The organism is Bradyrhizobium sp. IC4060 (assembly GCF_020193715.1).
GTDB lineage: Bacteria > Pseudomonadota > Alphaproteobacteria > Rhizobiales > Xanthobacteraceae > Bradyrhizobium > Bradyrhizobium yuanmingense.
On record NZ_JADYVJ010000002.1, the window covers coordinates 913,052 to 939,377 of the forward strand.

Here is a 26,326-nt window from a genome sequence, read left to right on the forward strand (position 1 = left end):
CGTTCGTTCCTCTTGCCGAGGCGGGCATTTGTCGCCAAGCTCGCCTCCGAGTCATTCACGATCCGAAACATCGGACGAGGGATCCCGGGAGGAACCATGACGAACGCGGCGGCCTTGGCACGCAGGCGCGTGCCTATTTTCCTCGTTGCGGCATTTGCACTGGCAACGCCAGCGCAGGCGCAGAAATCAGGCGGCAGCATCACGGTCGGACAGGAGCTGGAGATCGCAGGCTTCGATCCGCTCAAGGTCGGCGTCTACGACACCTCGACCTTCACCGCTGCCGCCGCGATCTTCGACACGCTGACGACACTGAATGACAAGGGCGAGGCCGCGCCGAAGCTCGCGGTGTCCTGGAGCCATTCCGAGGACTACAAGACCTGGACCTTCAAGCTCCGCGAAGGCGTCAAATTCCACGACGGCACGCCGTTCAATGCGCAGGCCTTCAAGGAGAATTTCGACCGGCAGAAGGACCCCGCCAACAAGTGCCGCTGCGCCTTCTACATCACCAACGTCAAGGAGGTGCTGGCGCCGGACGAATACACAATCGTCTATAATCTCACCGATCCTTCCGTGAACCTGCCGGCGACGATCACCATCCAGAGCCAGAACAACGTCATCCATTCGCCGACCGCCTGGAAGACCAAGGGCGACGATTACAACCGCAATCCCGTCGGCACCGGCCCGTACATCCTGAAATCATGGACCGCCGGCGACCGCATGGTGCTGGAGAAGAACCCGAACTACTGGGACAAGGGTCGCCCGTATCTCGACCGCATCGTCCTGAAGCCGCTGCCCGACGCGCAGTCGCGCTTTGCCTCGCTGCAATCGGGCGAGGCCGACATTATCTGGGATGACGAGAACGACGCCGACAACATCATGAGGGCGCAGAAGGACCCCAAGCTCACCGTGCACACCTACAAGGGCTCGGGCGCGCAGGTCTACGCCTTCAACACCAAGGTGGCGCCGTTCGATGACGTGAGGGTGCGGCAGGCCCTGGTGATGGCGATCGACCGTCCCAAGATGTCGCAAGCGATCAGCAACGGCCTGAGCCGGCCCGCGAGCAATCCTTACGGCGACGGCTCCTGGGTCAAGTGCAAGGACGACGGGGCGCTGCCGTTCGACGTCGAGAAGGCCAAGGCGCTGATCAAGGAGTACGGCAAGCCGGTCGAGTTCAAGATGCTGGTGACGGCGACGCCGCGCGGCCGCATGGTCGGCCAAGTGCTGCAGCAATTCTGGAAGCGCGTCGGCGCCAACATGGAGATCGAGCAGGTCGACCAGGCCACGATTCCGACGCGCGCCTTCACCCGGCAGTTCCAGCTGACGCCGTGGCGCATCGTCGATCTCGCCGATCCCGATCCGCAGATGTACGCGAATTTCCGCAGCGGCAGCCCGCTGGCGCTCGCCGGATACGCGAACCCCGAGCTCGACAAGCTTCTGGACCATGCGCGCGTCACCGCCGACATCGGCCAGCGCACCGAGGATTATTGCGCCATCAGCCGTCTGATCAACAAGGAGGCGATCTGGTTCTGGACCTTCCAGAATACCTATTACGCGCTGTCCAGCGCCAAGCTGAAGGGCTTTCCGAAGATCTACAACGGCGTGATCGACGTCTCGACCACCTGGCTGGAATGACCGCGCGATGCTGAACTTCGTCGCGCGGCGGCTGCTTGCCATGCTGCCGGTCCTGCTCGCCGTCTCGTTGCTGACGTTCCTGATCGCCTCGCTGCTGCCGGGCGATCTCGCGCTCGTCATCCTGGGCGATCAGGCAACGCCGGAGAACGTCGCGGCGCTGCGCCGCGACATGGGACTCGACCAGCCGCTGTGGTGGCGTTACCTGAGCTGGCTCGGCCACGTGGTGCAGGGCGATCTCGGCCGCTCGTTTCGCACCGGGCAGACGGTGCTGCAGGCGGTGGCCGAGCGCATCCCGGTCTCGCTGCAGCTGATGCTGATGGCCGAGTTCATCGGGCTCCTGATCGGTGTTCCCGTTGCGATCGCCTGTGCCGCGCGCGCCGGCGGTGCGTTCGACCGCTTCATGACCGGCAGCGCTTTCGCGATGCTGTCGATGCCGTCGTTCCTGACTGCGATCCTGCTGATCTATCTGTTCGCGGTCGAGCTGCGCTGGCTGCCGGCGACCGGCTATGTGCCGTTCACCGAGGCGCCGCTGGCCAATTTGCGCTTCTTCGTGCTGCCGGCGCTGACGCTGGCGCTGGCGGAATGGCCGGGCATCATGCGGGTGCTGCGCTCCGACATGATCGCGACGTTGCAGGAGGACTATATCGCGCTGGCGAAAGCAAAGGGTCTCAAGCCATCGCGCATCCTGTTGGTGCATGCGCTGAAGCCTTCTTCGCTGACCCTGGTGACGGTGACGGGCATCAATATCGGTCGCCTGCTCGGCGGCACGCTGATCGTGGAAACGATCTTCGCGCTGCCCGGCATCGGCCGGCTGCTGGTCGGGGCGATCTACACCCGGGACCTCGTCATTCTCCAGGGCGTGGTGCTGCTGGTCGCCTGCGGCTTCGTCATCGTCAACTTCATCGTCGACATGCTCTATGCCGTGCTCGACCCCAGGATCCGCCATGGCCACGCTTGAGCTGTCGATCCAGGACGAGGAGGTAGCTGCGCCGGTCGGCCGCAAGCCCAAGCTCGGCCTGTTGTTCTGGATCGCAAGCGCCTGGGTTGCGATCATCCTTTCGCTAGCAATCCTGGCGCCGGTGCTGCCGCTGCAGAACCCGACCGATATGGACATGCTGGAACGGCGCGCCGCCTTCTCCGGGGAACATTGGCTCGGCACCGACGGGCTCGGCCGCGACGAGCTCGCCCGGCTGATCTTTGGCGCGCGGGTGTCGCTAACGGTCGGGCTGATCGCGCCCATGATCGGCCTCGTCATCGGCGGCGCGCTCGGCCTGCTGGCCGGCTATTTCCGCGGCCGGTTCGAGACGCTGGTGGTCGGCAGCATGGATGTGTTGCTCGCCTTTCCGCCGCTGATCTTCGCGCTCGCGGTGGTCGCCTATCTCGGGCAGTCGGTCCCCAACCTCACTATTGTCCTCGGCGTGCTCGGCATTCCCGCTTTCATGCGCGTGGCGCGCGCGGCGACGCTGACGCTGGCGCGGCGCGAGTTCGTGATCGCCGCCGAGGCGTTAGGGGCTAGCCATGCGCGCATCCTGCTGCGCGAGCTGCTGCCGAACGTCATCCTGCCGCTGCTCGCCTTCTTCCTGCTCGGCGTCGCCGTCACCATCGTGGTCGAGGGCGCGCTGTCCTTCCTCGGCCTCGGCGTGCCGCCGCCGATGCCGAGCTGGGGCAGCATGATCGGGGAGGGACGTGACAGTCTGGACGTCGCGCCGCGCCTCGCCTTTCTGCCGGCGGCAGCACTGTTTGCGACCGTGCTGGCGTTCAACCTCGTCGGCGACACCTTGCGGGCTCTCACCGACCCACGTCAGGGGGCACTGTGACCGCGCCGCTCCTGGCCATCGAGGATGTCGCGGTCGAGCTGCCGACCCCGCGCGGAAACCTGCGCGCGGTCGATCACGTCGACCTTTCGCTGCAGGCCGGCCGCACGCTCGGAATCGTCGGTGAATCCGGCTGCGGCAAGACCATGCTCTCGCGCGCCGTGCTGCAGCTGCTGCCGAAGAAGGCGAAGCTGACGGGCCGGGTGATGTTCGACGGCGAGGATCTGGTGCGGCTCGAGCCTGAAAGCCTGCGGCGGCTGCGCGGGCGCGACCTCGCGGTCGTATTCCAGGACCCCATGACCTCGCTCAACCCTGTGCTCACCATCGGCACGCAGCTGATGGAGACGATCCAGGAGCACCTCGAGCTTGACGCTCCCGCCGCGAAGGCCCGCAGCATCGAGCTGCTCGCCGCCGTCGGCATTCCCGCCCCGGAGCAGCGGCTCGCGCAATATCCGCATCAATGCTCCGGCGGCATGCGCCAGCGCATCGCGATTGCGATCGCACTGTCCTGCGAGCCGAAGCTCCTGATCGCGGACGAGCCGACCACCGCGCTTGACGTCACCATCCAGGCGCAGATCCTCGATCTGCTCGCGCGCGAGCAGCGCCGCCGCCACATGGCGATGATCATCATCACCCACGATCTCGGCGTCGTCGCCGGCCGGGCCGACGAGGTCGCGGTGATGTATGCCGGCCGGGTGGTGGAGCGCGCGCCGACGCAAGCCTTGTTCAAGCGCATGCACATGCCCTACACCGAGGCACTGCTGGCGGCGATCCCGAAGCTCGATACCGCGCCGCATACGCCGCTGCCGGCGATCTCGGGCCGTCCACCCGATCCGACGCGCCCGCTGAAGGGCTGCTCCTTCGCGCCGCGCTGCAGTTATGCCGGCGGGCGCTGTCATGAGGCCAAACCGGTCCTGACCAGCGCAGAGGTGTCGGGACATCTCTATGCCTGCTTCCATCCGATCCGGATGACGGAGGGGATCGAGGCATGATGCAGCTTGCCGCGCGCCCCGCGCCGCTTCTCAACGTCGACAATCTCGTGGTCGAATACGGCCTCGGCAACAAGATTGTTCATGCCGTTTCCGGTGTCAGCCTCCAGGTCGCGCGCGGCGAGACGCTTGGGCTGGTCGGCGAATCCGGCTGCGGCAAGTCGACGCTCGGGCGCGCGGTGCTGCAACTGCGCCGCGCCCAGTCCGGCCGCGTGATGTTCGACGGCGAGGACCTCACCGCGATGGAGGGCGAGGCGCTGCGCCGGATGCGCCGCCGCGTGCAGCTGATCTTCCAGGATCCGATTGCTTCGCTCAATCCGCGCCGGCGCATCGGCGACATCGTCGCCGAGCCGCTGATCATCGCCGGGATCAAGGATGCCGCCGAGCGCAAACGGCGCGTTCACGAGGTGCTCTCAGCGGTCGGGCTCGACCCCGATCTCGTGGCGAACCGCCTGCCGCACGAATTCTCCGGCGGCCAGTGCCAGCGCATCTGCATCGCGCGCTCGCTGGTGCTCAACCCCGAATTCATCGTCTGCGACGAGCCGGTGTCGGCTCTCGACGTCTCCATCCGCGCGCAGATCCTCAACCTGCTGGAGGAGATGAAGGCGCGCTTCGGTCTGACGCTGCTGTTCATCGCGCACGACCTCGCGGTGGTCAAAGCGGTCAGCGACCGCGTCGCGGTGATGTATCTCGGCCGGCTCTGCGAGGTCGCCCCCTCCGAGCAATTGTTCGCGCGGCCTGCGCATCCCTACACCGCGCTGCTGTTGCAGGCGATCCCGGTGCCGGATCCGGACGTGCGACCCGCCGAAAGTGTGGCGGCCGGCGAGCCGCCATCGCCGATTGCGCCGCCGTCCGGCTGCCGCTTCCGCACCCGCTGCCCGCGCGCGGATCAGCGTTGCAGCGCGGAGATACCGGAGTTGCGCCAGGTCGCACCCGGCCAGTTCGCGGCTTGCCATCATCCGCTGGCCTGAACTAAGACCGGTTTGTCTGGTCGCGCCGACCATGGCATGGTGGCGCGACAACAAGAAGCATGCGGGAGGACGCCGATGAAGAGTTTCAAGGTTGCCGATTTCAAGGCGCCGCTGCAGGAGGTCGACGAGGCGACGCCGCAGCCCTCGGGCACGCAGGTGCTGATCAAGGTGAAGGCCGCCGGCGTCTGCCACAGCGACCTCCACATCTGGGAAGGCGGCTACGATCTCGGCCATGGCCGCAAGCCGCTCTCGTTGAAGGACCGCGGCATCAACCTGCCGCTGACCATGGGCCACGAGACGGTCGGCGAAGTCCTCGCCTTCGGCCCCGACGTGAAGCCGACCGACCAGGGCGACCTGAAGGTCGGCGATGTCGGGCTGGTCTATCCCTGGATCGGCTGCGGCAAATGTGCAACGTGCCTCGCCGGTGACGAGAACATGTGCCTGACGCCGCGCTCGCTCGGGGTCTATTGCGACGGCGGCTATTCCGATCACATGCTGGTGCCGCATCCGCGCTACCTGCTCAATCTGAAGGGCCTCGATCCCGCGACGACCGCGCCCTATGCCTGCTCGGGCGTCACCACCTACAGCGCGCTGAAGAAGGTCGAGCAGCATTTCGACACGCCGATCGTGATGTTCGGCGCCGGCGGCCTCGGCCTGATGGCGTTGTCGCTGCTCAAGGCGATGGGCGGCAAGGGCGCGATCATGGTCGATATCGACGCGAGGAAGCGCGAGGCGGCGGAGAAGGCCGGTGCGCTTGCGACCGTCGATCCCAAGGCCCCTGACGCGCTGGAGCAGCTTGCCAAGAAGGCGGGCGGCCCTATCCGCGCCGTGATCGACCTCGTCGGCAACGCTGCTACGACGCAGCTCGGCTTCGACTGCCTGACCAAGGGCGGTAAGCTCGTCCTTGTCGGCCTGTTCGGCGGCGGCGCGACCTGGGCGTTGCCGCTGATTCCGATCAAGGCGGTGACGATCCAGGGCAGCTATGTCGGAAACTTGCGCGAGACGCAGGAGCTGCTCGACCTGGTGCGGTCGAAGAAGGTGCCGCCGATCCCGGTGACGCCGCAACCGCTCGCCAAGGCCAACGACGCGCTGCTGCAATTGCAGCAGGGCGCGGTGGTCGGGCGTACGGTGCTGACGCCGTAACGAATGCTCTCTCCCTCGTCATTGCGAGGAGCGAAGCGACGAAGCAATCCAGAATGTCTCCGTGGATGCAGTTCTGGATTGCTTCGCTTCGCTCGCAATGACGACCTGGTTGACACCTCCCTTGAGGCCTTAAATGTCCGCAAACAACGCCTTCCACATTGCCGTGCTCGCCGGTGACGGCATCGGCCCTGAAGTCATGGCGCCGGCGCTAGAGGTGCTGCGCAAGGTCGGCGAGAAGTCCGGCCTCGGCTTCCGCTTCACCGAGGCGCCGGCCGGCGCCAACCATTATCTCGCGACCGGCAAGTCGATGCCGGATAGCACCATCAAGCTCTGCGAGGAGGCGGACGCGATCCTGCTCGGGGCCTGCGGCCTGCCGTCGGTGCGCTACCCCGACAACACCGAGATCGCGCCGCAGATCGAGCTGCGCTTCATCTTCGATCTCTATGCCGGCGTGCGTCCGGCGCGCCTCATTCCGGGCGTACCGAGCCCGATCGTCGGTGCCGACCAGCGCGGCATCGATCTCGTCGTGATCCGCGAGTCCACCGAAGGCCTGTTCGCCTCGATGGGCAAGGGCGTCGTCACCCACGAGGACGCGCGCGAGACCATGGTGATCACGCGCAAAACCTCCGAGCGTTTGTTCGAGTTCTCGTTTCGCCTTGCCGAGCGGCGCAAGGCGCGCGGCAAGCCGGGCGCGCTCACCTGCGTCGATAAGGCGAACGTATTCAAGGCGTTCGCGTTCTTCCGCGGCATCTTCGACGAGATCGAGAAGAACCATCCTGACGTGAAGACCGACCGGCTCTATGTCGATGCCTGCTCGGCGATGCTGGTCAAGCGTCCCTGGGATTTCGACGTGATGGTGATGGAGAACATGTTCGGCGACATCGTCTCCGACATCACCGCGAGCCTGATCGGCGGCCTCGGCATGGCGCCGTCCGCCGACATCGGTGACAAGTACGCGGTGTTCCAGCCGTGCCACGGCACGGCGCCTGACATCATGGGGCAGGGCAAGGCCAACCCCACCGGCATGATCCTGTCCGCCGCGATGATGCTGGATTGGCTCGCCGACAAGCACGGCATCGAGAGCGCTGCGGAAGCCGGCGAGACGATCGAGCGTGCGGTGGACCAGGTCTATGCCGGCGGCATCAAGCCGATGGAATTCGGCGGCGGCAATGGCACGGCTGACATCACGAAAGCGGTGCTGGGAGCGCTGTAGGGGCTGTGCTCCTGGCCTCTCTCCACGACGAAATTACTTCCCCCTAAACTGCGGCTTCCGCTTTTCCATGAAGGCCTGCCGGCCCTCGCGGAAATCCGCGCTGTCCATGCAGGCATTGCCGATCACCTTGATCGCCTCCATGTCGCGCCGGCTCTCGTCCTTCAGCACCTGCGCGATTGTGATCTTGGCCGCCTTGATCGCGAGCGGGGCGTTCTGCGCGATCGTCTCGGCCATCGCCATGGTCTCGCCCCAGAGCTCGCCTTGCGGAAACACGCGCTCGACGAGGCCGATGCGCAGCGCCTCGGCGGAATCGATGCGCATGCCCGTATACATCAGCAGCCGCGCCCAGGACGGCCCGACCAGCGACACCAGATGCCGCAGGCCGTCATAGCCATAGGCGATGCCGAGCTTGGCGGCGGGAATGCCGAACTGGCTTTCATGCGAGGCGAGGCGGATGTCGGCGAGCATGGCGACCTGCATGCCGCCGCCGAGGCAATAGCCGTCGATGCAGGCGATGGTCGGCTTGGGATAATCGGCGAGCAGCGCGCGCTGGGCGGCGCTGCGCTTGGCGTATTGCTCGGATGCCGCCGCATTGTGCCTCACCTTCTCGAACTGGCTGATGTCGGCACCCGAGACGAACGCCTTGCCGCCGGCGCCGCGCAGGATCACGACGCGCACCGTGTCGTCGTCGCGCAAGGCCGTCAACGCCTCGCCAAATCCCTCCCACATCTCCAGCGACATCGCGTTGCGCTTGTCGGGATTGTTGAAGGTGATCACGCCGACGCCATCGGCCGTGTGCGTCAGAATCTTGCCGTCGGCGTAAGGTGTTCCGGTCGTGCTGATAACGTCTGGCATCGCGCGCTCGCTGCTCGGTGGCGAGGCGCAATGTGCGGCGCAGGCACCGCCGCGGTCAACCGGCGCGGGAGAGGAGAGCCTGCATCCGCCCGTGCTGCGATTGCATGGCGCGCGGCGTTCGACGGAGGCGGAAAGGTCGGGGGAAGACCGCCAACAAAAGGGGCGGCCATGCCGCCCCGAGACCGGCCGCGCGCGGTTGCGCGCAGACATCTTTCGGCCGATCTCGTGCAATCCGGCCGCGCCCCCGTGACGCGGCGGATTGAACGTCGGCCGTGAAGGCCGGACCGTCGACCGGCCTCAGCTCTCGTTCGCCGCGATCGATTCCATCAGCGAGACGAGCTGACGCTGCACCGTCTGATCCTTGATCTTGCTGTAGGCGCGCAGCAGGCGGAGGCTGAAGGCCGAATCGAGAAAGAGCAGGCTCTCGACTTCGCGGGCCTTGTTGTCGCCGTCGTAGAAGAAGGTCACGGGCACATCGAGGGCGGAGGCGATCTGCTGAAGCCGGGCCGCGCCGACGCGATTGACGCCCTTCTCGTATTTCTGCACCTGCTGGAAGCTGACGCCGAGCTTCTCGCCGAGCTCGGCCTGCGAGATCTTCATCTCGACGCGCCGCAGACGGATCCGCTTGCCAAGCTCGATGTCCGGCTTGCCCGCGCTGCGCTGCTTCATTCTTTTGGCCGCTGCTTTCATCTCTGTTTTCACCTTTGTTCTTCGGTTGAAAATCCCCCGAAGAGCTGGGTCAGGGGTTCGCCCATATACGAGTCCTTGAATTCATGCGGGTGCACGAACTCTTCCTTAAACCACGGGAAGCGGGCCGGATTGAAAGCCTCGATCAGCCAGTCAATCATGTGCCGCACGCGCGGGATACGGCCGCTACCAGGGTGGTAGGACAGCCAGATATCCAGCGGTCGGTTCAGCTCGACCTCCAGTGGAATTAATTTCCCGCCGAGCGCAATGGCGTAGCTCGGGAAGACGCCGATGCCGGCGCCATTCGCGACCGCCCAATAGTTGGCGCTCGAGACGTTGGTCTTCATGACCAGAAGGTCACGTTCGGACACGCCCGGGAAGAAGCTTTCGAAGGATTCCTTGGCGGCGAGCTGGTCGGCGAATTGCAGCACCAGACGATGCTTGATCAATTCCGCCGCCGAGCGCGGCGCGCCATGCTTTGCGATGTATTTCTCCGAGGCCCAGAACATCAGATGCATGCGGCCGAGCCGCACCAGCTTGATGTCCAGCGCCGAGGGACGGGACAGATGAATGGCGACGTCGGCCTCGTGGCGCGAGACGTCGGCCGAGCGCATCGCGCAATGCAGGTCCACCAGGATCTTCGGATAGGCCTGCTGGAATTCGACCAGGCGGGGGGCAAGCCAGAATGTGCCGAGCCCCTCGGTGACGGCGACGCGGACCTCGCCCGACAGCGCGTTGGCCATCGAATCGCTGGCGCGCAGCACGTCGAAGGTGGCTGCCTCCATGCGCTCGACGGCGGAGACCACCAGGGCGCCCTCATCGGTCAGATGGGTGCCGTGGACGTCGCGCGTGAATAACGTAGTGCCGGTCTGGCGTTCGAAATCGTCGATGCGGCGCCGCACGGCGTTGATCGACAGAGACAGGCGCTCGGCCGCCGAGCGAAAGCTTCCGCATCGGACGACTTCCAAGAATATGCGGGCGGCGTCCCAGTCGGAGAGGCCGCTGATATTTGTCTTTGGGCGTTCCTCCAGAGGAACGCCCCTTTCCGCCAAGGAGTGCATACAATTCCCTTTGGAACGCTAAACTGGCAGAATCTGGCGCAAACCACAACCACGACGGGTTGGGGAACGACGAGTTTTGAACGTCATCCTTACTACCTTAGGGCGGTATTTGGATGCTCCCATGGGCTGGGAATTCGGGCGAGGCTAATCGGCTCGAGTGAGGGGTATGACGTGAGTTCCGTTGCGAGCCGCGAGATGGCTGCGGGAGTGCCGGCGCTGACTGCAATGAACGGTCTTGCGCAGGAGTCGGTGCTCTTCGCCGTTGCTGGATCAATCGCACCGCGTCAGGCGTTCGCTCCCGGAGCATTGCTGCGGTCGCCAAAGGCGCCGCATGGCGATGCGAGCGGGAACCCGGTTCCACAGCAGAAACACACTGAAATCAGGTTCGAAGGCGCAGTCGCCTCGTGCTATCTATCGTCTTCCATGGGGGCCGAAGGGGGCGTGACAGATACGTCTCGCAGGCCGAATTAACGGAAAGAACGCCGGTGTCGCATTCAGACGAACAGTTGCAGTCGGTGCTGGAAACGCTCGAGGAGTGCCGCAGGGTTCTCAATGCCTGCAACAGCCGCGAGTCGGCCGAGATGCTGTCCATCGTCATCCTCGACGTCAGGATGAAACTGAAAGGAATCGACAGTGCCGATCTCAAGGCGCTGTGCGACGAAATGCTGCGGAGCGCTGCCAGCGAGCCGCCGCCCCCTTCCAAGCAGACGCAGGACCAGCCCCGGCGTCCGCTGCTCCGCGTGGTGAAGTAGCCGCGCCGCCCAATCTCGCTTTCCGGCGAGGTTTGTGCGCGTCCCGATGCCGCATCTGTGATCACGGAGGGCATCGGGCGGAGCCCTGGCTTTGTGCGCCTCTGTTGCGCATTCTCCGGCATGGGCTACACCAGAGCCGGTTCGGCTCCGGGCGGGGCGCGTTCCCTGCGCGCCCTGACGGGGCCTGAGATGGCTCCGATTGCATCATGCAAAATGTTTCGATTCCGGCCGCACTGATTGCCGGCCTCGTCAGCTTCCTCTCGCCTTGCGTCCTGCCTCTGGTTCCGCCCTATCTGGTTTACCTCACGGGCGCCACGATCGAGCATGTCGAGAGCGACGAGCCGGTCGCGGCCTCCAAGCGCGCGATCATGATGTCGGCGCTCCTGTTCGTGCTCGGCTTCTCCACCATCTTCGTGGCGCTCGGCGCCAGCGCTTCGCTGATCGGCGGGCTGATCCGTGCCTGGTCGGCGGAGCTGTCGATCCTCGCCGGCATCGTCATCATCATCATGGGCCTGCACTTCCTCGGCCTGACGCGCATCGGCTTTCTGATGCGGGAAGGACGCCTGCCGATCCCCAAACCGGTCGGCCTGTGGGGCGCCTATATCATGGGCCTCGCATTCGCGTTCGGCTGGACACCCTGCATCGGCCCGATCCTCGCCGCGATCCTCTCGGTCGCCGCGGCGGAAGCCACGGTGACGAGGGGCGCCGGCCTGCTCGCGGTCTATTCCGCGGGCCTCGGCATCCCATTCCTGATCGCCGCGCTGATGATCGAACAGTTCTCCGCGCTGTTCGCGCGCATGAAGGGCCACCTCGTCAACGTCGAGCGCGCCATGGGCGTCCTGATGGTGCTCACCGGCATCGGCTTTCTCACCGGCGCGGTCTCGAATGTGAGCATCTGGCTGCTGGAGACGTTTCCGGTGCTGCAGACGATCGGTTAGGGCGCGCGGGGACCGGGTTTTCACGGACGAAAAAGTAGAGGAACCGTTGAAATCGGTCAGGCATGCTGCCACGGAACGACGATTCCAAACCTTTCCGGTCCCGAGGCGTTTCATCGGGGGACAACTCGCATGGTGGAGATCACGTGACCAAGACACTGCGCTTAGAACCCCTGTCGGACAACGCGGCGTTGGTTGCCTGGCAATTTTTGGGGCAGCCGTTGCAGGAGTGGCCGAGCTGGGTTCAGTCGAATTGCTCACTGCAGAAGGATGCCGACGGAAAATTCGAGCTTCGGCACGAGCGGCGCAGCGGCACCCAGATCGTCTATCTCGGCGAGTGGCTGGTGAGAGATCTCGATGGCGGCGTGGACTTCTACACGGACGCTGAGATCTGGTCGCGGTTCGCTGCCAAGCGCTGACGCGCTGAGAGATTCAGCCGACGCGTCGATCGCGCCTTAGTCTTTCCTGCTCGAGCTTCGGACGATCAAAAGCCTGTGTGGCTGGTGGGGCAAAAAGCCTCGCGGTAGGAGCCGCCCAGAGAATGCAATCTGTAGTAATATTTCATGGTACTACACCCTGAGGGGCAATTCTTCTGAACGTATACTGAAACGAGAATTTTGGAAGCGACATCTTCGGCGCCCCTCTCCCCTAAAGCATTTGAGCAGGAGCAAGCGATGGGAACCGACGTGAATGTTCATCCCGGTCACGGCAAGGCCGGACGTCAACCGACGCGACAATTTCTGGATACGCTTTCCGGACACGACGATCCGGGCATGTTTGGCCGGATGTTTCCGACCCTGGAGCCGCTGGCTGTCGACGACGGTCCGCTGCGCGAGCTCGCCGACGCGATGAAGGATCCCGCCCCCGGCGACGCCGCGGGAAACAACCTCAATGTCCCCGCGGGTTTCACCTATCTCGGCCAATTCGTCGATCACGACATTACGCTCGATCTGACCTCCTTCGGCGAGAAGGAAGCCGATCCGACGGCGGTCACGAATTTCCGCACGCCCGCACTCGATCTCGACAGCGTCTATGGTCTCGGCCCCGACGGCAGCCGTCATCTCTACGCGCGCAATTCGGCCAGCGACAGCGGCAAGACACCGGGCCCCAAGCTGCTGATCGGCAAGACCGTCAACGTCGATGACATCACCGGCGATCATCGCAACGACCTGCCGCGCAATCCCGAGGGGTTTGCCCTGATCGGCGATCACCGCAACGACGAGAACCTGGTCGTCGCGCAAACCCACCTTGCGATGCTGAAGTTTCACAACAAGGTCTGCGATCAGCTCGCGGCGTCCGGCAAGCCGGCGGGCGAGATCTTCGAGGAAGCGCGCCGGATCGTGACCTGGCACTACCAATGGATGGTCCTGCACGATTTCGTGGAGCGGATCACCGAGAAAGGGATCGTCGCGAAGATCCTCGAGCAGGGGCGGCGCTTCTACCGCTTCAAGAAGATCCCCTACATGCCCGTCGAGTTTTCGGGCGCCGTCTATCGTCTCGGCCACAGCATGGTGCGCCAGGTCTATAGCCACAACCGGATCTTCACGCCCGGTGGCCTCGCGCCGGCGACCCTGGACCTGCTGTTCAGGTTCACCGGGCTGTCGGGCGGCATCATCGGCGATCTGGCACCAAACCCGATTCAGCCGCCGCTCCCGCTTCCGGTGCTTTCGAGCAACTGGATCATCGACTGGCGGCGCTACTATAAGCTGTTGCCGAACAATCCTGCGGGCGTGGGCTTCAATCCCTCCCGCAAGATCGACCCGTTCATCGTGCCGCAACTCCATACCCTGCCTGGTGACGGCGGCAGCCTGCCGTTCCGCAACCTCAAGCGCGGCGTGTTGCTCGGATTGCCGTCCGGGCAGGACGTCGCCAAGGCCATGAAGATCAAGAATCCGCTGACGCCGGAGGAAATCTCGAAGGGGAGCGACGGCGCCGTGGCGAAGAAGCATGGCCTGCACCAAAACACCCCGCTCTGGTACTACATCCTCAAGGAGGCGGAGCAGCGGGGCAGCGGCGAAAGGCTCGGCCCGGTCGGCGCGACCCTGCTTGCCGAAGTCTTCGTCGGCCTCGTCCATGGCGACCACCAGTCGTATCTCTGGCTCAAGGGCAAGACCTGGAAGCCGACGCTGCCGTCGCAAGTGCCGGGCGAATTCACGATGGCCGACCTGCTGCGTTTCGTCGGGGATGTCAGCCCGATCGACGGCATCTCGACGGTCTAGACCAGACGCCTGCCAGCGTTGCAGACGATGGGCCGGACCGGCGTGCATGGCGCGCCGGTCTGGACGTTTGCAACAATGCTCAGGGCTTGAACACGTAGCCCGGCGTGATCGCCGCCGTCTCCGGGATGGGCGGCAGGTCGGCGAACAGCTCAGGACGGTCTTTCATGACCTTGAGAATGTGCTTCGGCTCAATATGCGCGTTGACATCGAAGGTCGATTTGAGGATGCCGAGCCGGGTGAGCCGGTCCTGGGCGCTCCACAGCGCGCGGTAGTTGTTCGCCGACAGCCGGCGGTCCGCCTGCTGGATGTTGAACTGCATCGCGGCCTCCGCGACCTCCTGCTTCAGGCCTGGAATCCAGCGCGTCGCGACTTGTGCCGCCAGCTTCGGGTTCTTGCGCATCCATTGGTCGGCCTCGGAGACGGCGGCGAGGAATTTCTCGATGGTCTCGCCGTTGGCCTGCACCCATGGGCGCAGCGCGACGTTGAAGCCGATATAAGAGATCACGTCGCCGCCCCGAATGATCTCGACGGCGCCCGGCACGTCCTTGCCCGCGACGATCGGCCAGGGGTCCCAGCCCGAGAACGCGTCGATGCCCTTGGCGAGCAGGGCGACGGTCATGTCCGGGGGCGGGGTGTTGACCAATGTTACGTCGTCGGGTTTCAGTCCGGCCTTCTCCAGCGTCGCCAGGATATAGAGATGGTTGATCGTGCCGAACGACGCCGCGATCTTCTTGCCCTTCAACGTCGACAGGTCGCCCTTGACGATGCCCGAGCCTTCGCGCGCGATGATCGCCATCGTGGCATCGGAGCCGGCCTTGGTGGCGTTGCCGCTGTAATTGCCCAGCGCGACGAGGTCCATGCCGCGCAGCACCGCGCCGATCATGGGTACGCCGACCTGCACGATCTCGCTCTCGCCGGCCTGCAACGCGTTCAGCGCGTCGACTCCGGTGGCGTAGGGGCGTGCGATCGTGACGTCGAGCCCGTACTTCTCGAAGAAGCCGCGCTCGAGCGCGATGGGCAGGCCGATCTGGTCGATGCCGGTGACCATGCCGGCCTTGAGTTTCGTCAGGGTTTGGGCGCTTGCCGGCACCATGCCGGCCAGAAGCGCCAATCCAAGCAGCAAGAGTCGTTTCATAGTCTCAGCCTCCCTCTTTTATCGGCCCCACCGCCGTCACCCAATAGGGCCGGGCCACGGCATTGAGGTCCGTTCTTTTGACACCGCGCAGCTCGATCGAATGCTCGTCCGTGCCCGAGACGCGTCCGTATTGCTGGAAGGCGAGCACGTGGAAACGCTCCGGCGTGAACGGCAGCTCGATCTGCACGTTCACCTTTTCCGACGTGCCCGTGAGCTGCGGCGAGATCTTTCCGGGCGCCGCGATGGTCAGCCAGAGCTGAAACAGCGCCCATGCCGCAATTGCGCCGAGCGCGATGCGCAGCTTGGGTGATCGCAAGGCTTCGGAGGCGATGCTCATGCTGCGCGCACCATCTGCAGCACGCGCGCCGAGAGCTGCTTGAACTCATCATCCCTGACGAGATCGTCCCAGATGCGAGGACGCGGCAGGTCGACCGCGATCTCGTCGAGCACGCGTCCCTTCGAGAGCACGACCACGCGATTGGCGAGAAACACCGCTTCCGACACGTCATGGGTGATGAAGATCACCGTCGGCTTGCGCTCCTGCCAGATGCGCGTCAGCTCCTCCTGGAGCGTCATGCGCGTCTGCGCGTCGACGCTGGCAAACGGCTCGTCCATCAAGAGGACGTCAGGGTTGTTGGCGAGTGCGCGCACCACGCCGACGCGCTGCTGCATGCCCCCGGAAAGCTCGTTGGGATAGCGGTGCGCCGCATGCGAGAGCCCGGCAAGCGCGAGATATTCATGCGCGATGCGGTCGCGCTCGGCCTTCGGAACGCCGCGCATCTTCGGCCCGAAGCCGACATTGTCGAGCACGGTCTTCCAGGGAAACAGCGCGAACGACTGGAACACGACGCCCCGCTCGGGGCCGGGCCCGTGCACCGGCTTGCCGTCGAGCAGGATGTCCCCCTTCGAATAGGGAATGAAGCCGGCGATCATGTTCAGGATCGTCGTCTTGCCGCAGCCGGAGGGGCCGACCACCGAGATGAACTCGCCGGGCTCGACGTCGAGTGAGACGTCGTGGACGGCGGTGACATGCGCGCCTGCATAAGGGTCGAAATAGGTCTTGCCGAGATTGCGCAGCGAGAGCGTCTTCATGATGTCACTAATCCCCAACGCTGGCCGGTCGCACGCTCGAGCGGGGCGAGAATCCAGGCGTCCACGATGTACCAGAGCAGTCCGAGAATGATCATGCCGAGGATGATCTCGACGGTCGACCCGGCGCGGCGCGCATCGAACATCATGAAGCCGATGCCCGACGTGCCGACGATCATCTCGACCGCGATCAGCGCGCGCCAGCCGTAGCCGAGTCCGTTGCGCAGGCCGGTGATGATGTTGGGCAGGGCGCCCGGCAGCGTCACCTCCCACAGCACGCGCGCCCGCGAAGCCCCGAGGCTCAAGGCGGCGCGTGACAGATCGCGCGGTACCGATTCGACGCCGAGCACGGTGTTGAGCACGACGGGGAACAGCACGGTGTAGACGATGACGAAGGTCATCGTCGTCAGACCGAAGCCGAACCAGATCAGAAGGATCGGCAGCCAGGCGATGTCGCCGATGGCCTGGAAGAACAGCAGCACCGGCCAGCAGATGCGATGCGCCCAGCGGCTGGTGCCGATCAGGATGCCCAAGGGTATGCCGAGCGCCATGCCGACCGCGGCGCCGGTCGCGAGCCGGATCAGGCTGTCCTGGAGATAGTCGGGCAGGATGCCCTTGTAGGTCAGCGTGAAGAATGCGCGGATGACGTCGGCCGGGCCGGGGAAGAACGCGCGTGGAAACAGCCCGGCCTCGCTGACCGCGGTCCACAGCGCCAGCACCGGGATGAAGGGAATGATCGCGGCGATGCCCGGCCAGCGCCGGGTCAGGCGGGCATAGCCGGCCCAGATTTGCAGCAGGACGTTCATGCGCGCCTCACCATGCCCCAGCGCTCGATGGTCGCGCGTTCCAGCGGGACCAGCAGCAAACGGTCGATCAGAAGCCAGAGCACGCCGATCACGATCATGCCGAACACGATCACCTCGGTGCGGTAGAAATCGCGCGCGACGAACAGCATGTAGCCGAGCCCGACATTGGTCGCGATCATCTCCGCGGCGATCAGGCCGCGCCAGGCAAAGCCCAGGCCGGTGCGAATGCCGGTGACGATATTGGGCAGCGCGCCCGGCAGCAGTACTTCGGTCAGCAGCGCCCAGCGGCCGGCGCCGAGCGAGGCGGCAGCGTTGCGCAGCGTGTGCGGGATGGTCCTGACGCCGAGAAGCGTGTTGTAGGCGACGACGAAGAATACGGCGTTGAAGATCACGAAGACGATCGCGCCGAAACCGTAACCGAACCACAGCGTCGCGATCGGGATCCAGGCAATGCCGGCGAGCACCGAGAAGAACCGGAACAGCGGCGTGAGAAAGGCCGCGACCGTCGGGCTGACGCCCATGGCGATACCGAGCGGCACCGCGGTGGCGATGCCGATCAGTGTGCCCAGGCCGACGCGCAAAAGACTGGCGCCGACATGCGCGAACAACGTGCCGTCCCGGATCGAGTCAAGCGCGGCGGTGCCGACCGCGCCGACCGAGGGAAACACGCGGGGATTGACGTTGAACAGCGGGACCACGGCGGCCCAGACCGCGACCAGCGCAAGCAGCGGCGCGACGAACATTGCAGCGCCGGCCAGAGAGTTGACGCTGCGCATCAGCCGCGACGATCGGCCTTTCAGACTGCCCGTCAGCTGCATTCGACCTCCCTGACGCTCAGCTATGCCTGTACCGGCATTTCCCACTGATCATTGCTGGTATCGTAGCCGCGTCTCGCGCAATCGCATATCTGTATCGGTTGCGACCCTCCTCGCGATCCGCGCGGAGCGGGGATCCGGGCCGAGCCCCCTCATGTCACGGTGCATGGCGCTTTCTCTTGCGGTTGAGGCTCGGCTTCCTGACGGCGCGCAGGGTCGATCCATCCGCCTTGCGAGCCGCCGCGGCGATAATGGTCTTTCGGTTCGACAGCTTCGATCGGGTGTAGCCCAGCAGCCGTTCCATCGCGGCGCGCGCCTTCTCCGGGTTGCCGCTCTCGATGGCCCGCGCCGCTATGACGTGGTTCGGCAGATTGTCCTTGAACCAGCCGCCGGGGCCGCCGACGGCAACGGTGAAGACGGTGCCCAGAATGGTATCGATCGCCCCGCGAAAGCCCTGGAGGACCGGATTGTGGGTCGCGTCCAGGATGGCGAGATGGAAAGCCTTGTCGGCAGCGAGGGCGCTGGCCTGGTCCTTTGCAGTCTGCATCGCCGCCAGGGCCGTGTCGATCCGCCAGCGGTCGTTCTTTGTTGCACGCTCGGCCGCAAGCGCTGCGGCAGCGGGCTCGATGATCGAGCGCACCTCCTGGATTGCCAGCAGAAGGTCCCGATCCGGCTCGTCCTGACCGACCAGCCAGCTTAGCACGTCGCGGTCGAGCAGGCTCCATTCGTGGCGCGGCAGCACGTGCGTGCCGTGGCGCGGCCGCACGCTGACCAGACCTTTAGCGGCGAGCGTCTTGATGGCTTCGCGCACCACGCCGCGCCCGACTCCGAAGCGGGCTTCGAGCTCAGGTTCCGGCGGCAGGGCTGTCCCGACCGGAATGAGATCCTGCGCGATCTCCCGGCCGAGCGTCGTCAGCACGGCGCGAATGCGGCCGGGCTTGATCGGCTTGTCGACGGGGCTCGGGCGCGCTCTTGCCACTCGTACGTTTCTCCCGTCCGGCCTGTCGCGGCTGGTTCGTTTGTATTTGGCTGCCACGCCCCGGCAGCTGCAATCATCGGATGTTTAACATCGGATGAATGGATGAGGGCAAGCGCAATTGTCGCAGCACACCCCGTGTTGCGTTGCGATATGCGCGTGGACCGCGGATCAAAGCGTCTCCTCCAGCGTGCAGGTCACAGTGCAGACGACGCCGCGCGGCAGGGGCAAGCCCCCGTGATCCGCTGCACCTCGGCATCGAGCACCATGCGCATGCTACGCACCGCTCCAGCAAACGGCGCGCAGCCTCGCTGCGATCCTGATGGTAGTTGTAGCAGGCAAGGCCCACCGCGAAAACGATCAGCGGTAGCGTCGTTCCGGCGACAAGGAGGCGAGCCGAACGGGCAAGGTAAGCTTTGGCGAACGCAGGCGTCCCGGTTCCAGCGCGGCAGCACCGGACAATGATTTTGAAGAGACCATAGGCGCAGGAATTGTGCTGCGCCACGAATTTTCGCTGTCCGTCCAGCGCGCTCCTGATCGCCGGAGACCTCGCGCCTCCGCCGCATACCGAAGCGGCGAGTTGCAGTGCAGCAGGCGCTTACGTGCAGTCCTGCGACGAAGGGGTAGCTCCAGCCCACGCGAAATGACTTCCGTCCCGCCGAGGTTTTTCATACGCTTGCCTCTCGCAAGCCGCATAACGGCTGCGCTCACGGCCCGGCGACAGGGCCGGAGCATCAAAGGGAGGGGAGACGATGAAGCGAAGGTCATTTCTCGCTGGGATCGGTGCAACCACTGCGGCAGCTGCCATCGGCATGCCGTCGATCCTGAGGGCGCAAGCCCCGATCACACTGAACGGTGCCGTGCAGTTCAATGACGACCATGCCTTCAATCGGGCCCTGCTGCGGTTCGAGGAGCTGGTGAAGAAATATTACGGCAAGCCCGTCAACTTCACCCTGCACAGGAACTCCTCGCTCGGCCTCGAGAAGCAGTATTTCGAGTACATGTCGCAAGGCAAGGCAGTCGATTACGGCATCGTCTCGCCGGCTCACATGTCGACCTTCGCCAAGGCCGCCCCGTTCATCGATGCGCCCTTCGTGTTCAAGGGCATCGAGCACATGAACAAGGTGGTCGAAGCCAATATCCTGGCGCCAGTCGCCGACGAGGTCGCGGCCAAGGCGGACGTGGTTCTGATCGGTTATGCCGGCGGCGGCATCCGCAACATCTTCGCCAACAAGCCGCTCAAGAACCTCGCCGACCTCAAGGGCCTCAAGGTGCGCGTGCAGGGCGCGCCGATCTGGTCGAAGACCTTTGCGGCCGTTGGCATGAGCCCCACGGTGATCGCCTATAACGAAGTCTACAACGCGATCCAGAACGGGGTGATATCAGCCGGCGAGAACGAAGCGGCCGGCGTCGAGGCGATGAAGTTCTATGAAGTGGCGCCGCATCTCAACCTGACCCAGCACGCCGTGTCGATCCGGCCGATCTGCTTTTCCGTCAAGACGCTGAAGACCCTGCCGAAGGATCTGCAGGACGCGATCATGAAAGCGGGCAAGGAGGCCGGCGATTACGGCCGCCAGCTCGAGTCGAGCGAGGAGGTCGTCAAGCTCGACACGCTGGAGAAGGCCGGCAAGCTCAAGCGCGTTCCGTTCGAGGAGCGGGACGCCATGAAGAAGCTCGCCGACCCCGTGATGGCCACCTACGCCAAGGAGATCGGCGCGGAGGGCATTTTCGAGAAGATCAACGTCGTCTGAGGCCGCCCTGTCCGCCGACAGCATTCCGGGCAGGCCCCGCTTCCTGCCCGGACATGGCGGATGAGCGCCGTACGGAGCTCCAATGTCCGAAATGCACGTCCCGTCCACACCGTCGCTGTGGCGTCGCGTCACCGCGGCCTATGCGAAATTGTTGGAATTCCTGCTTGCCGCCTGCGTCGGCATCCTGGTCATCCCCGTCACATTGCAGATCGTCTCGCGCTACACGCCGTTCATTCCCTCCTACATCTGGACCGAGGAGATGGCGCGATTCCTGTTCATCTGGACGATCATGATCGGCGCCATGGTCGGCATCCGCGAGGCTCAGCATTTCGAGGTCGACGTGTGGCCCGATTTGTCGCGGCGGTCGGAGGCCGCAGTGCGGATCATCGCGCGGATCGGCGTGCTGGCACTGGCCCTCGTGTTCGTGTCGGCCGGCATCGAATTCACACGCTTCGCCTGGAACAGGACGTCGGAGCTGGCCGATCTGCCGCTCTGGCTGATCCACGTTGCCTGGCCGGTGGCCGGCGTGACCTGGATCGTGTTTGCGGGCGAACAGATACTCGATGAACTGCGCGTTCTGGTCGGGGCACAGCAATGAACGGCACTGTACTTTCTGCCGGACAGGCCGCCATGGTGCTGTTCGGGGTCTTCGTCGGCCTGCTGATCGTGCGCGTGCCGGTCGCCTTCGCGCTGGGCCTTGCCTGCGTGCCGATCCTTCTGATCGAGCCGCGCCTGTCGCTGATGACGCTCGCGCAGGAGACTTTCAACGCGTACAACTCGTTCATCCTGCTCGCGGTGCCGTTCTTTCTGTTGACGGCGAACCTGATGAGTATCGGCGGTATCACGGATCGCCTGGTGGCGCTGTCGCGCTCGATGGTCGGGCACTGGCCGGGGTCGCTGGCGCAGATCAACGTCGTGCTGTCGGTGTTCTTTGCCGGCATCTCCGGCTCCTCCACTGCGGATGCGGCGAGCCAATCGAAGATCTTCATCGATGCGCAGACCAAGGAGGGCTACGACCTCTCGTTTTCCATTGCCATCACGGCGGCCTCCGCGGTTCTTGCGGTCGTCATTCCGCCCTCGATCCTGATGATCGTGTGGGGCGGTCTGATCTCGACCTCGATAGCGGCGATGTATCTGGCCGGTATCGTGCCCGGGCTGCTGATCGCGGGCGCGCAGATGGCGACGGTGCACGTCTATGCGGTGCGCCGCGGCTACCCGACCTATCCGAAGTCGACCTGGGTCGACATGCGATGCGCCATCTGGCGGTCGATACCCGCGTTAATAACGCCGTTCATCATCGTCGGCGGCATTCTGCTCGGCTGGTTCACCGCGACCGAGTCCGCCTGCGTTGCCGTGCTCTATTCCGTCGTGCTCTCGGCGTTCTTCTACCGCGAGACGGGAATCCGTGAATTGTACAGAGCCTTGCTCGACACTGGGCGCCTCGCCGGCGTGGCGCTGTTCTGCGTCGGCACCGCCAGTGCGTTCGGCTGGCTGCTGGCCTATTACAAGATCCCGCAAGAACTGCTGGCGAACGTTTCGACATGGGGCATGGGTCCCGTCGCGGCCGGCTTCTTCATCGCCTTCTGCTTTCTGGTGGTGGGCTGCTTTCTCGACGCCATCCCCGCGATCATCATCGTCGGCACCGTGCTGGAGCCGCTCGCCAGGTCCGTCGATCTGCATCCGGTCCAGTTCGCGATCATCTCCATCGTCTCGCTGGCCTTCGGATTGGTGACGCCGCCCTATGGCCTCTGTCTGATGATCGCCTGTTCGATCGCGGGCGTGCGGCTGCGCTATGCCCTGAAGGACACGGTCATCATGCTGATCCCGATGCTACTCGTGCTGGCGGCGGTGATCATTTGGCCCAGCGTGTCGCTGTTCCTGCCGCGCCTGATCGTGCCGGAAATGCTCAAGTGACCGCCTGATAGGAGGACCCCGCAGCCGGGCAGGGCTATCGCATCTGAGGGATTTTCCCCGTGGCCATCCTTCGAGACGCCCGCTTTAGGCGGGCTCCTCAGGATGAGGACGAAGTGTGCGGCAGCAGTCGAAACGGGCACTGACGCCGATTAGCCTCATCCTGAGGAGGCGCGTAAGCGCCGTCTCGAAGGACGAGGCGTGCTCGCAGGCCGCCGCAGCGAGTCATATGCGATCGTGCTGCCGCGGCCGACGGCCGCGGGGTCGTCGCGGTGGGCTACAGATTGCTTTCAGTGATCGCGGCGTAGACCATGCTGCGCAGCTCGCGGCGGATCGGATAGGCGCTCGACGGCAGCACTTGCGTCATGAAGATCGCGATCAGGTCCTCGGCCGGATCGATCCAGAACGAGGTCGTGGCGGCGCCGCCCCAATTGTATTCGCCGGGGCTGCCGGCGATCAATGTCTCAGCCGGGCGCATGGTCACGGCGAAGCCGAGACCGAAGCCGATGCCGTTATAGGTCGCTTCCGAGAACAGCGAGCGCGAGACGTCCGGCAGCGCACGGCCGCCCGGAATGTGGTTGGTGGTCATCAGCGCCAGCGTCTTCGGCCCGATCAGCCTGACGCCGCCGAGCTCGCCGCCATTGAGCAGCGCACGGCAGAAGGTCAGATAGTCGGCAACGGTCGAGCACAGCCCGCCGCCGCCGGAGATGAACGAGGGCGGCGACAGGAACGAGCTCGTTGCCGGGTCGTCCTGGAGCGTCAGCCCCTCGCGGCGCTGGCCCGCATGGAAGGTCATGCCGCCGCCGGGATCGGCGGAATAGCAGGCGGCGAAGCGATGCGCCTTCGAGGCCGGGACGTGGAAGTCGGTGTCGGTCATGCCAAGTGGATCGAGGATGCGCTGTTTCAGGAACTGCTCGAACGGCATGCCGGAGATCTTGCCAATGAGATAGCCGATCACGTCGGTTGCAACGGAGTAATTCCAGGCCTCGCCCGGCGAAAACTCCAGCGGGATCTTGGCCAGGCCCTCGACCATGGTCTGGAGTGTGCCTGATTTTTCGACCTCGCCGATCTTTTCACTGCGGTAGGCGGCATCGACGTTGGAGCGTTGCTGGAAGCCATAGGTTAGGCCGGAGGTGTGGCGCAAGAGGTCGACGATCAGCATCGGCCGCGACGGCGGCCGGGTCAGGAACGCCGGATAGGTGCCGGCGACGAACACGCCGAGGTCCTTCCACTCCGGAATATATTTCGCGACGGGCTCGTCGATGGCGACGAGGCCTTCCTCGACCAGCATCATGAAGGCGACGCTGGTGAGCGGCTTGGTCATGGAATAGATGCGATAGATCGTATCGTCCTTCACCGGCACCTTGCGCTCGACATCGGCAAAGCCCTGCACCGAGCTGTGCGCGACCTTGCCGCGGCGGTAGACCAGAAGATGCGTGCCCGGGAAACGGCCGGCATCGATGTACCGCCGCTTGAGATGCGCATCGACACGGTAGAGCGCGGCCTTGGACATGCCGACGGATTCGGGCGAAGCGGGGGTGGGGGCGAGCATCAGTTCCTCCGGGGCGTTTTGTCGGAAAGTTGATACCGAAATGACGGCCGCATTCCAAGCCGGTTGCGCTTAACGAGGCCGGGCCGGCTGGTGTAGACTCGGGCTCGGAACGCAAAGAGCCCGCCAGGGCCAACGAGAAGAACGCGAGGGCAAACGCACCATGACTCAGTTCACCGAGACCGAACTCACCGAAGCCGTCGTCAGGAGCTTCGACCACACGCCCGATACGCGCGCGAAATTTCTGCTGCAGGAATTGGTGAGCTCGCTGCACGATTACGTGAGCAAGACCGGTCTCACCTTCGCGGAATGGGAATATGCCATCGATTTCCTGACCCGGACCGGGCAGAAATGCACCGACACCCGCCAGGAATTCATCCTCTTGTCCGACGTGCTCGGCGTCTCCATGCTCGTCGACGCCGTCAATCACAGGGATCGCGACGGCGCCACGGAGACCACAGTGCTCGGTCCGTTCTATGTCGGCGAGCACAAGGTGACTGCGCACGGCACCGACATCTCGCCGAACAACCAGACCGGCGAGCGGATGTTCGTGCAGAGCCGCGTCACCGATCTCGCGGGCAAGCCGCTCGCCGGCGTTCCCGTCGACGTCTGGCACGCCGATGACGACGGCTTCTACGATTCCCAGAAGCCGAACTACGATGAGGTCGGCGCCTCGGCGCGGGCGCGCTTCATCACCGATGACGATGGCCGCTTCTTCTTCCGCACCATCCTGCCGTGCAGCTATCCGATCCCGACCGATGGTCCGGTCGGCGAGATGATCGTGCAGACCGGCCGCCACCCGATGCGCCCGGCGCATGTGCACTTCCTGGTCAATGCCAGAGGCTATGAGCCGCTGATCACGCACGTCTTCATGGACGGTGACAAATATCTCGACTCCGACGTGGTGTTCGGCGTGAAGGACGACCTCGTCGCCAAGGTCGAGCCGCGCAACGACCTTGAGATGCCCGACGGCACCACGGCGAACGGGCGGTGGCATTTGATGACTTACGAATTCCACCTCAAGCCGGGCGGCGGCATGGCGCCGAAGCCGCTCGGGATGAAGGCGACCGAGCCGGCGTGAGGATGCGAAATCTCAGTCATCCCCCGATATAGGCTGCCAACTCGTCGGGCGTACCCTTTGGAAAGGCGTCTTTCAGATGATCGAGGAAAGCGGAGACGCGCGCACTGAGCAATCGCCGCGAGGGATAGAGCGTCCATAGGGCGATGTCGGCTCCCTCGACGTCGCCCCAGCGAACGAGCGTGCCGGCGGCAAGATCGTGGCTGACGAGCGACAGCGGCAGCCTCGCGGCGCCGATACCGGCTCTCACGGCATCGCGAACCATCATCAGGGATGACAGTCGAAGCACGGGATCGATCGCGATGCGCGATGGGCCGCTTGGCCGTCTGATGTCCCAAACCGCAGCTTTGTCATCGCCGCGCACGATGGCCGGAACGGCGAGGTTTCCTCTCGGGTGCTTCAGAGCGGGGCTGGCGACGACCAGCATTCGGTCGCGCAAGAAGATGCGGCCGACCAGGCTTTCATCCGGATCGGGATTGACCCGGATCACGAGATCAAAGCCTTCCTCGATCATGTCGACGTAGCGGTCATCGGTCGTAACTTCGAGGCGGACTTGCGGATGCCGAAGGGCGAAGCCGGCCGCGAGACGGCCCATCGCGGTTTGCGAGAAGAGCAGGGGTGCGCTGATCCGCAACCTGCCCTTTGGCTTGTCCCCGCCCGAGGCGATCGCGGCCGCGGTCTCGTCGAGCTCGGTGAGGAGTGCGCCCGTCCGCTCATAGAGCGCGCGCCCTTCCTGGGTGAGCTTGAGCGTGCGCCCGCCGCGCTCGAACAGACGCAGATCAAGACTGCTCTCCAGTTCGGACACACGTCGAGACAAGGTCGCTTTCGGACGCCCCGCTGCTCGCGCGGCCTTTCCGAACCCTCCGTGACGGGCGACGAGATTGAAATCGGCGAGCGCAAGCAAATCCATCTGTTCCACCAATGAGACGGTCTGTCCAAATATAA

Annotated in this window: 26 protein-coding genes and 1 pseudogene; 15 read left to right on the forward strand and 12 right to left on the reverse strand. The window is 64.7% G+C overall.

Annotated features, from left to right (window positions below; all coding sequences use genetic code 11):
- Positions 1-96: 96 nt before the first annotated feature.
- The 7 genes from I6F16_RS11175 (at position 97) to I6F16_RS11205 (ending at position 7,762) form a co-directional block, all read left to right on the forward strand.
- Positions 97-1,632, forward strand: a complete 1,536-nt coding sequence (locus tag I6F16_RS11175; RefSeq protein ID WP_109144553.1) for an ABC transporter substrate-binding protein — start codon at positions 97-99, stop codon at positions 1,630-1,632.
- Positions 1,633-1,639: 7 nt separating this feature from the next.
- Entirely contained in the window at positions 1,640-2,590 is a 951-nt protein-coding gene (locus I6F16_RS11180; RefSeq protein ID WP_036025925.1) for an ABC transporter permease, read from the forward strand.
- Positions 2,577-3,449, forward strand: coding sequence for an ABC transporter permease (locus I6F16_RS11185; RefSeq protein WP_036004454.1), 873 nt, complete (start codon positions 2,577-2,579; stop codon positions 3,447-3,449). The genes I6F16_RS11180 and I6F16_RS11185 overlap by 14 nt, the downstream gene beginning before the upstream one ends.
- The gene (locus tag I6F16_RS11190; protein ID WP_057026784.1) at positions 3,446-4,438 is read left to right on the forward strand and encodes an ABC transporter ATP-binding protein; all 993 of its coding nucleotides are present in this window, start codon (positions 3,446-3,448) and stop codon (positions 4,436-4,438) included. Before I6F16_RS11185 ends, I6F16_RS11190 begins: the two co-directional genes overlap by 4 nt.
- Complete coding sequence (locus tag I6F16_RS11195) at positions 4,435-5,406, forward strand: oligopeptide/dipeptide ABC transporter ATP-binding protein (RefSeq protein WP_225173689.1); 972 nt, start codon at positions 4,435-4,437, stop codon at positions 5,404-5,406. The genes I6F16_RS11190 and I6F16_RS11195 overlap by 4 nt, the downstream gene beginning before the upstream one ends.
- A 75-nt stretch (positions 5,407-5,481) precedes the next feature.
- The gene (locus I6F16_RS11200; RefSeq protein WP_036025902.1) at positions 5,482-6,549 is read left to right on the forward strand and encodes an alcohol dehydrogenase; all 1,068 of its coding nucleotides are present in this window, start codon (positions 5,482-5,484) and stop codon (positions 6,547-6,549) included.
- A gap of 133 nt (positions 6,550-6,682) precedes the next feature.
- Positions 6,683-7,762 carry an isocitrate/isopropylmalate dehydrogenase family protein gene (locus I6F16_RS11205; protein WP_225112666.1) on the forward strand — a complete coding sequence of 360 codons (1,080 nt, stop codon included), beginning with the start codon at positions 6,683-6,685 and terminating at the stop codon, positions 7,760-7,762.
- A 33-nt stretch (positions 7,763-7,795) separates the two neighbouring features.
- On the opposite strand, the gene I6F16_RS11210 is transcribed toward I6F16_RS11205, so the two are convergent.
- The 3 genes from I6F16_RS11210 to I6F16_RS11220 all read right to left on the reverse strand — a co-directional run bounded on the left by I6F16_RS11210 (position 7,796) and on the right by I6F16_RS11220 (position 10,365).
- Positions 7,796-8,617 (reverse strand): enoyl-CoA hydratase, encoded by an 822-nt coding sequence (locus I6F16_RS11210; protein WP_225112665.1) that lies wholly within the window; start codon positions 8,615-8,617, stop codon positions 7,796-7,798.
- A 297-nt stretch (positions 8,618-8,914) separates the two neighbouring features.
- Complete coding sequence (locus I6F16_RS11215; RefSeq protein ID WP_020608151.1) at positions 8,915-9,286, reverse strand: helix-turn-helix transcriptional regulator; 372 nt, start codon at positions 9,284-9,286, stop codon at positions 8,915-8,917.
- 29 nt (positions 9,287-9,315) lie between these two features.
- Positions 9,316-10,365 (reverse strand): LysR family transcriptional regulator, encoded by a 1,050-nt coding sequence (locus I6F16_RS11220; protein ID WP_036025896.1) that lies wholly within the window; start codon positions 10,363-10,365, stop codon positions 9,316-9,318.
- 515 nt (positions 10,366-10,880) lie between these two features.
- Here I6F16_RS11220 and I6F16_RS11225 point away from each other — a divergent pair.
- The 4 genes from I6F16_RS11225 to I6F16_RS11240 all read left to right on the forward strand — a co-directional run bounded on the left by I6F16_RS11225 (position 10,881) and on the right by I6F16_RS11240 (position 14,271).
- On the forward strand, positions 10,881-11,117 hold the full coding sequence (locus I6F16_RS11225) for a hypothetical protein (protein ID WP_225112735.1): 237 nt from the start codon (positions 10,881-10,883) through the stop codon (positions 11,115-11,117).
- Between the two features lie 206 nt (positions 11,118-11,323).
- A complete protein-coding gene (locus tag I6F16_RS11230) occupies positions 11,324-12,055 on the forward strand; it encodes a cytochrome c biogenesis protein CcdA (RefSeq protein ID WP_036004503.1) in 732 nt (243 codons plus the stop codon).
- Positions 12,056-12,198: 143 nt separating this feature from the next.
- The gene (locus I6F16_RS11235; protein ID WP_036025895.1) at positions 12,199-12,471 is read left to right on the forward strand and encodes a hypothetical protein; all 273 of its coding nucleotides are present in this window, start codon (positions 12,199-12,201) and stop codon (positions 12,469-12,471) included.
- 255 nt (positions 12,472-12,726) lie between these two features.
- Positions 12,727-14,271, forward strand: coding sequence for a heme peroxidase family protein (locus I6F16_RS11240; RefSeq protein ID WP_225112664.1), 1,545 nt, complete (start codon positions 12,727-12,729; stop codon positions 14,269-14,271).
- 79 nt (positions 14,272-14,350) lie between these two features.
- Here I6F16_RS11240 and I6F16_RS11245 read toward each other — a convergent pair whose 3' ends face one another.
- The 7 genes and pseudogenes from I6F16_RS11245 to I6F16_RS11275 form a co-directional block, all read right to left on the reverse strand.
- The gene (locus tag I6F16_RS11245) at positions 14,351-15,406 is read right to left on the reverse strand and encodes an ABC transporter substrate-binding protein (protein ID WP_036037747.1); all 1,056 of its coding nucleotides are present in this window, start codon (positions 15,404-15,406) and stop codon (positions 14,351-14,353) included.
- Positions 15,407-15,410: 4 nt separating this feature from the next.
- Complete coding sequence (locus I6F16_RS11250; RefSeq protein ID WP_036025891.1) at positions 15,411-15,743, reverse strand: hypothetical protein; 333 nt, start codon at positions 15,741-15,743, stop codon at positions 15,411-15,413.
- Positions 15,740-16,498 (reverse strand): ABC transporter ATP-binding protein, encoded by a 759-nt coding sequence (locus I6F16_RS11255; protein ID WP_036025889.1) that lies wholly within the window; start codon positions 16,496-16,498, stop codon positions 15,740-15,742. The genes I6F16_RS11250 and I6F16_RS11255 overlap by 4 nt, the downstream gene beginning before the upstream one ends.
- Complete coding sequence (locus I6F16_RS11260; RefSeq protein WP_036004520.1) at positions 16,495-17,301, reverse strand: ABC transporter permease; 807 nt, start codon at positions 17,299-17,301, stop codon at positions 16,495-16,497. Before I6F16_RS11260 ends, I6F16_RS11255 begins: the two co-directional genes overlap by 4 nt.
- Positions 17,298-18,119, reverse strand: a complete 822-nt coding sequence (locus tag I6F16_RS11265; protein ID WP_225149946.1) for an ABC transporter permease — start codon at positions 18,117-18,119, stop codon at positions 17,298-17,300. The genes I6F16_RS11260 and I6F16_RS11265 overlap by 4 nt, the downstream gene beginning before the upstream one ends.
- Positions 18,120-18,273: 154 nt before the next feature.
- Positions 18,274-19,095 carry a FadR/GntR family transcriptional regulator gene (locus I6F16_RS11270; RefSeq protein WP_036025887.1) on the reverse strand — a complete coding sequence of 274 codons (822 nt, stop codon included), beginning with the start codon at positions 19,093-19,095 and terminating at the stop codon, positions 18,274-18,276.
- Between the two features lie 230 nt (positions 19,096-19,325).
- A pseudogene (locus tag I6F16_RS11275) lies at positions 19,326-19,572 on the reverse strand (hypothetical protein); the annotation flags it as partial.
- Between the two features lie 272 nt (positions 19,573-19,844).
- Here I6F16_RS11275 and I6F16_RS11280 point away from each other — a divergent pair.
- The 3 genes from I6F16_RS11280 (at position 19,845) to I6F16_RS11290 (ending at position 22,757) form a co-directional block, all read left to right on the forward strand.
- On the forward strand, positions 19,845-20,843 hold the full coding sequence (locus I6F16_RS11280; RefSeq protein ID WP_036004529.1) for a TRAP transporter substrate-binding protein: 999 nt from the start codon (positions 19,845-19,847) through the stop codon (positions 20,841-20,843).
- A gap of 82 nt (positions 20,844-20,925) precedes the next feature.
- On the forward strand, positions 20,926-21,441 hold the full coding sequence (locus I6F16_RS11285; RefSeq protein ID WP_036025883.1) for a TRAP transporter small permease: 516 nt from the start codon (positions 20,926-20,928) through the stop codon (positions 21,439-21,441).
- A complete protein-coding gene (locus I6F16_RS11290; protein ID WP_036025880.1) occupies positions 21,438-22,757 on the forward strand; it encodes a TRAP transporter large permease in 1,320 nt (439 codons plus the stop codon). The genes I6F16_RS11285 and I6F16_RS11290 overlap by 4 nt, the downstream gene beginning before the upstream one ends.
- A gap of 274 nt (positions 22,758-23,031) precedes the next feature.
- Here I6F16_RS11290 and I6F16_RS11295 read toward each other — a convergent pair whose 3' ends face one another.
- Complete coding sequence (locus tag I6F16_RS11295) at positions 23,032-24,306, reverse strand: serine hydrolase domain-containing protein (protein WP_225112662.1); 1,275 nt, start codon at positions 24,304-24,306, stop codon at positions 23,032-23,034.
- A 160-nt stretch (positions 24,307-24,466) separates the two neighbouring features.
- On the opposite strand from I6F16_RS11295, the gene I6F16_RS11300 reads away from it, so the two are divergent.
- Positions 24,467-25,384 carry a dioxygenase gene (locus I6F16_RS11300; RefSeq protein WP_225112661.1) on the forward strand — a complete coding sequence of 306 codons (918 nt, stop codon included), beginning with the start codon at positions 24,467-24,469 and terminating at the stop codon, positions 25,382-25,384.
- Positions 25,385-25,400: 16 nt separating this feature from the next.
- On the opposite strand, the gene I6F16_RS11305 is transcribed toward I6F16_RS11300, so the two are convergent.
- The gene (locus I6F16_RS11305; protein ID WP_036025875.1) at positions 25,401-26,291 is read right to left on the reverse strand and encodes a LysR family transcriptional regulator; all 891 of its coding nucleotides are present in this window, start codon (positions 26,289-26,291) and stop codon (positions 25,401-25,403) included.
- Between the last annotated feature and the right edge of the window lie 35 nt (positions 26,292-26,326).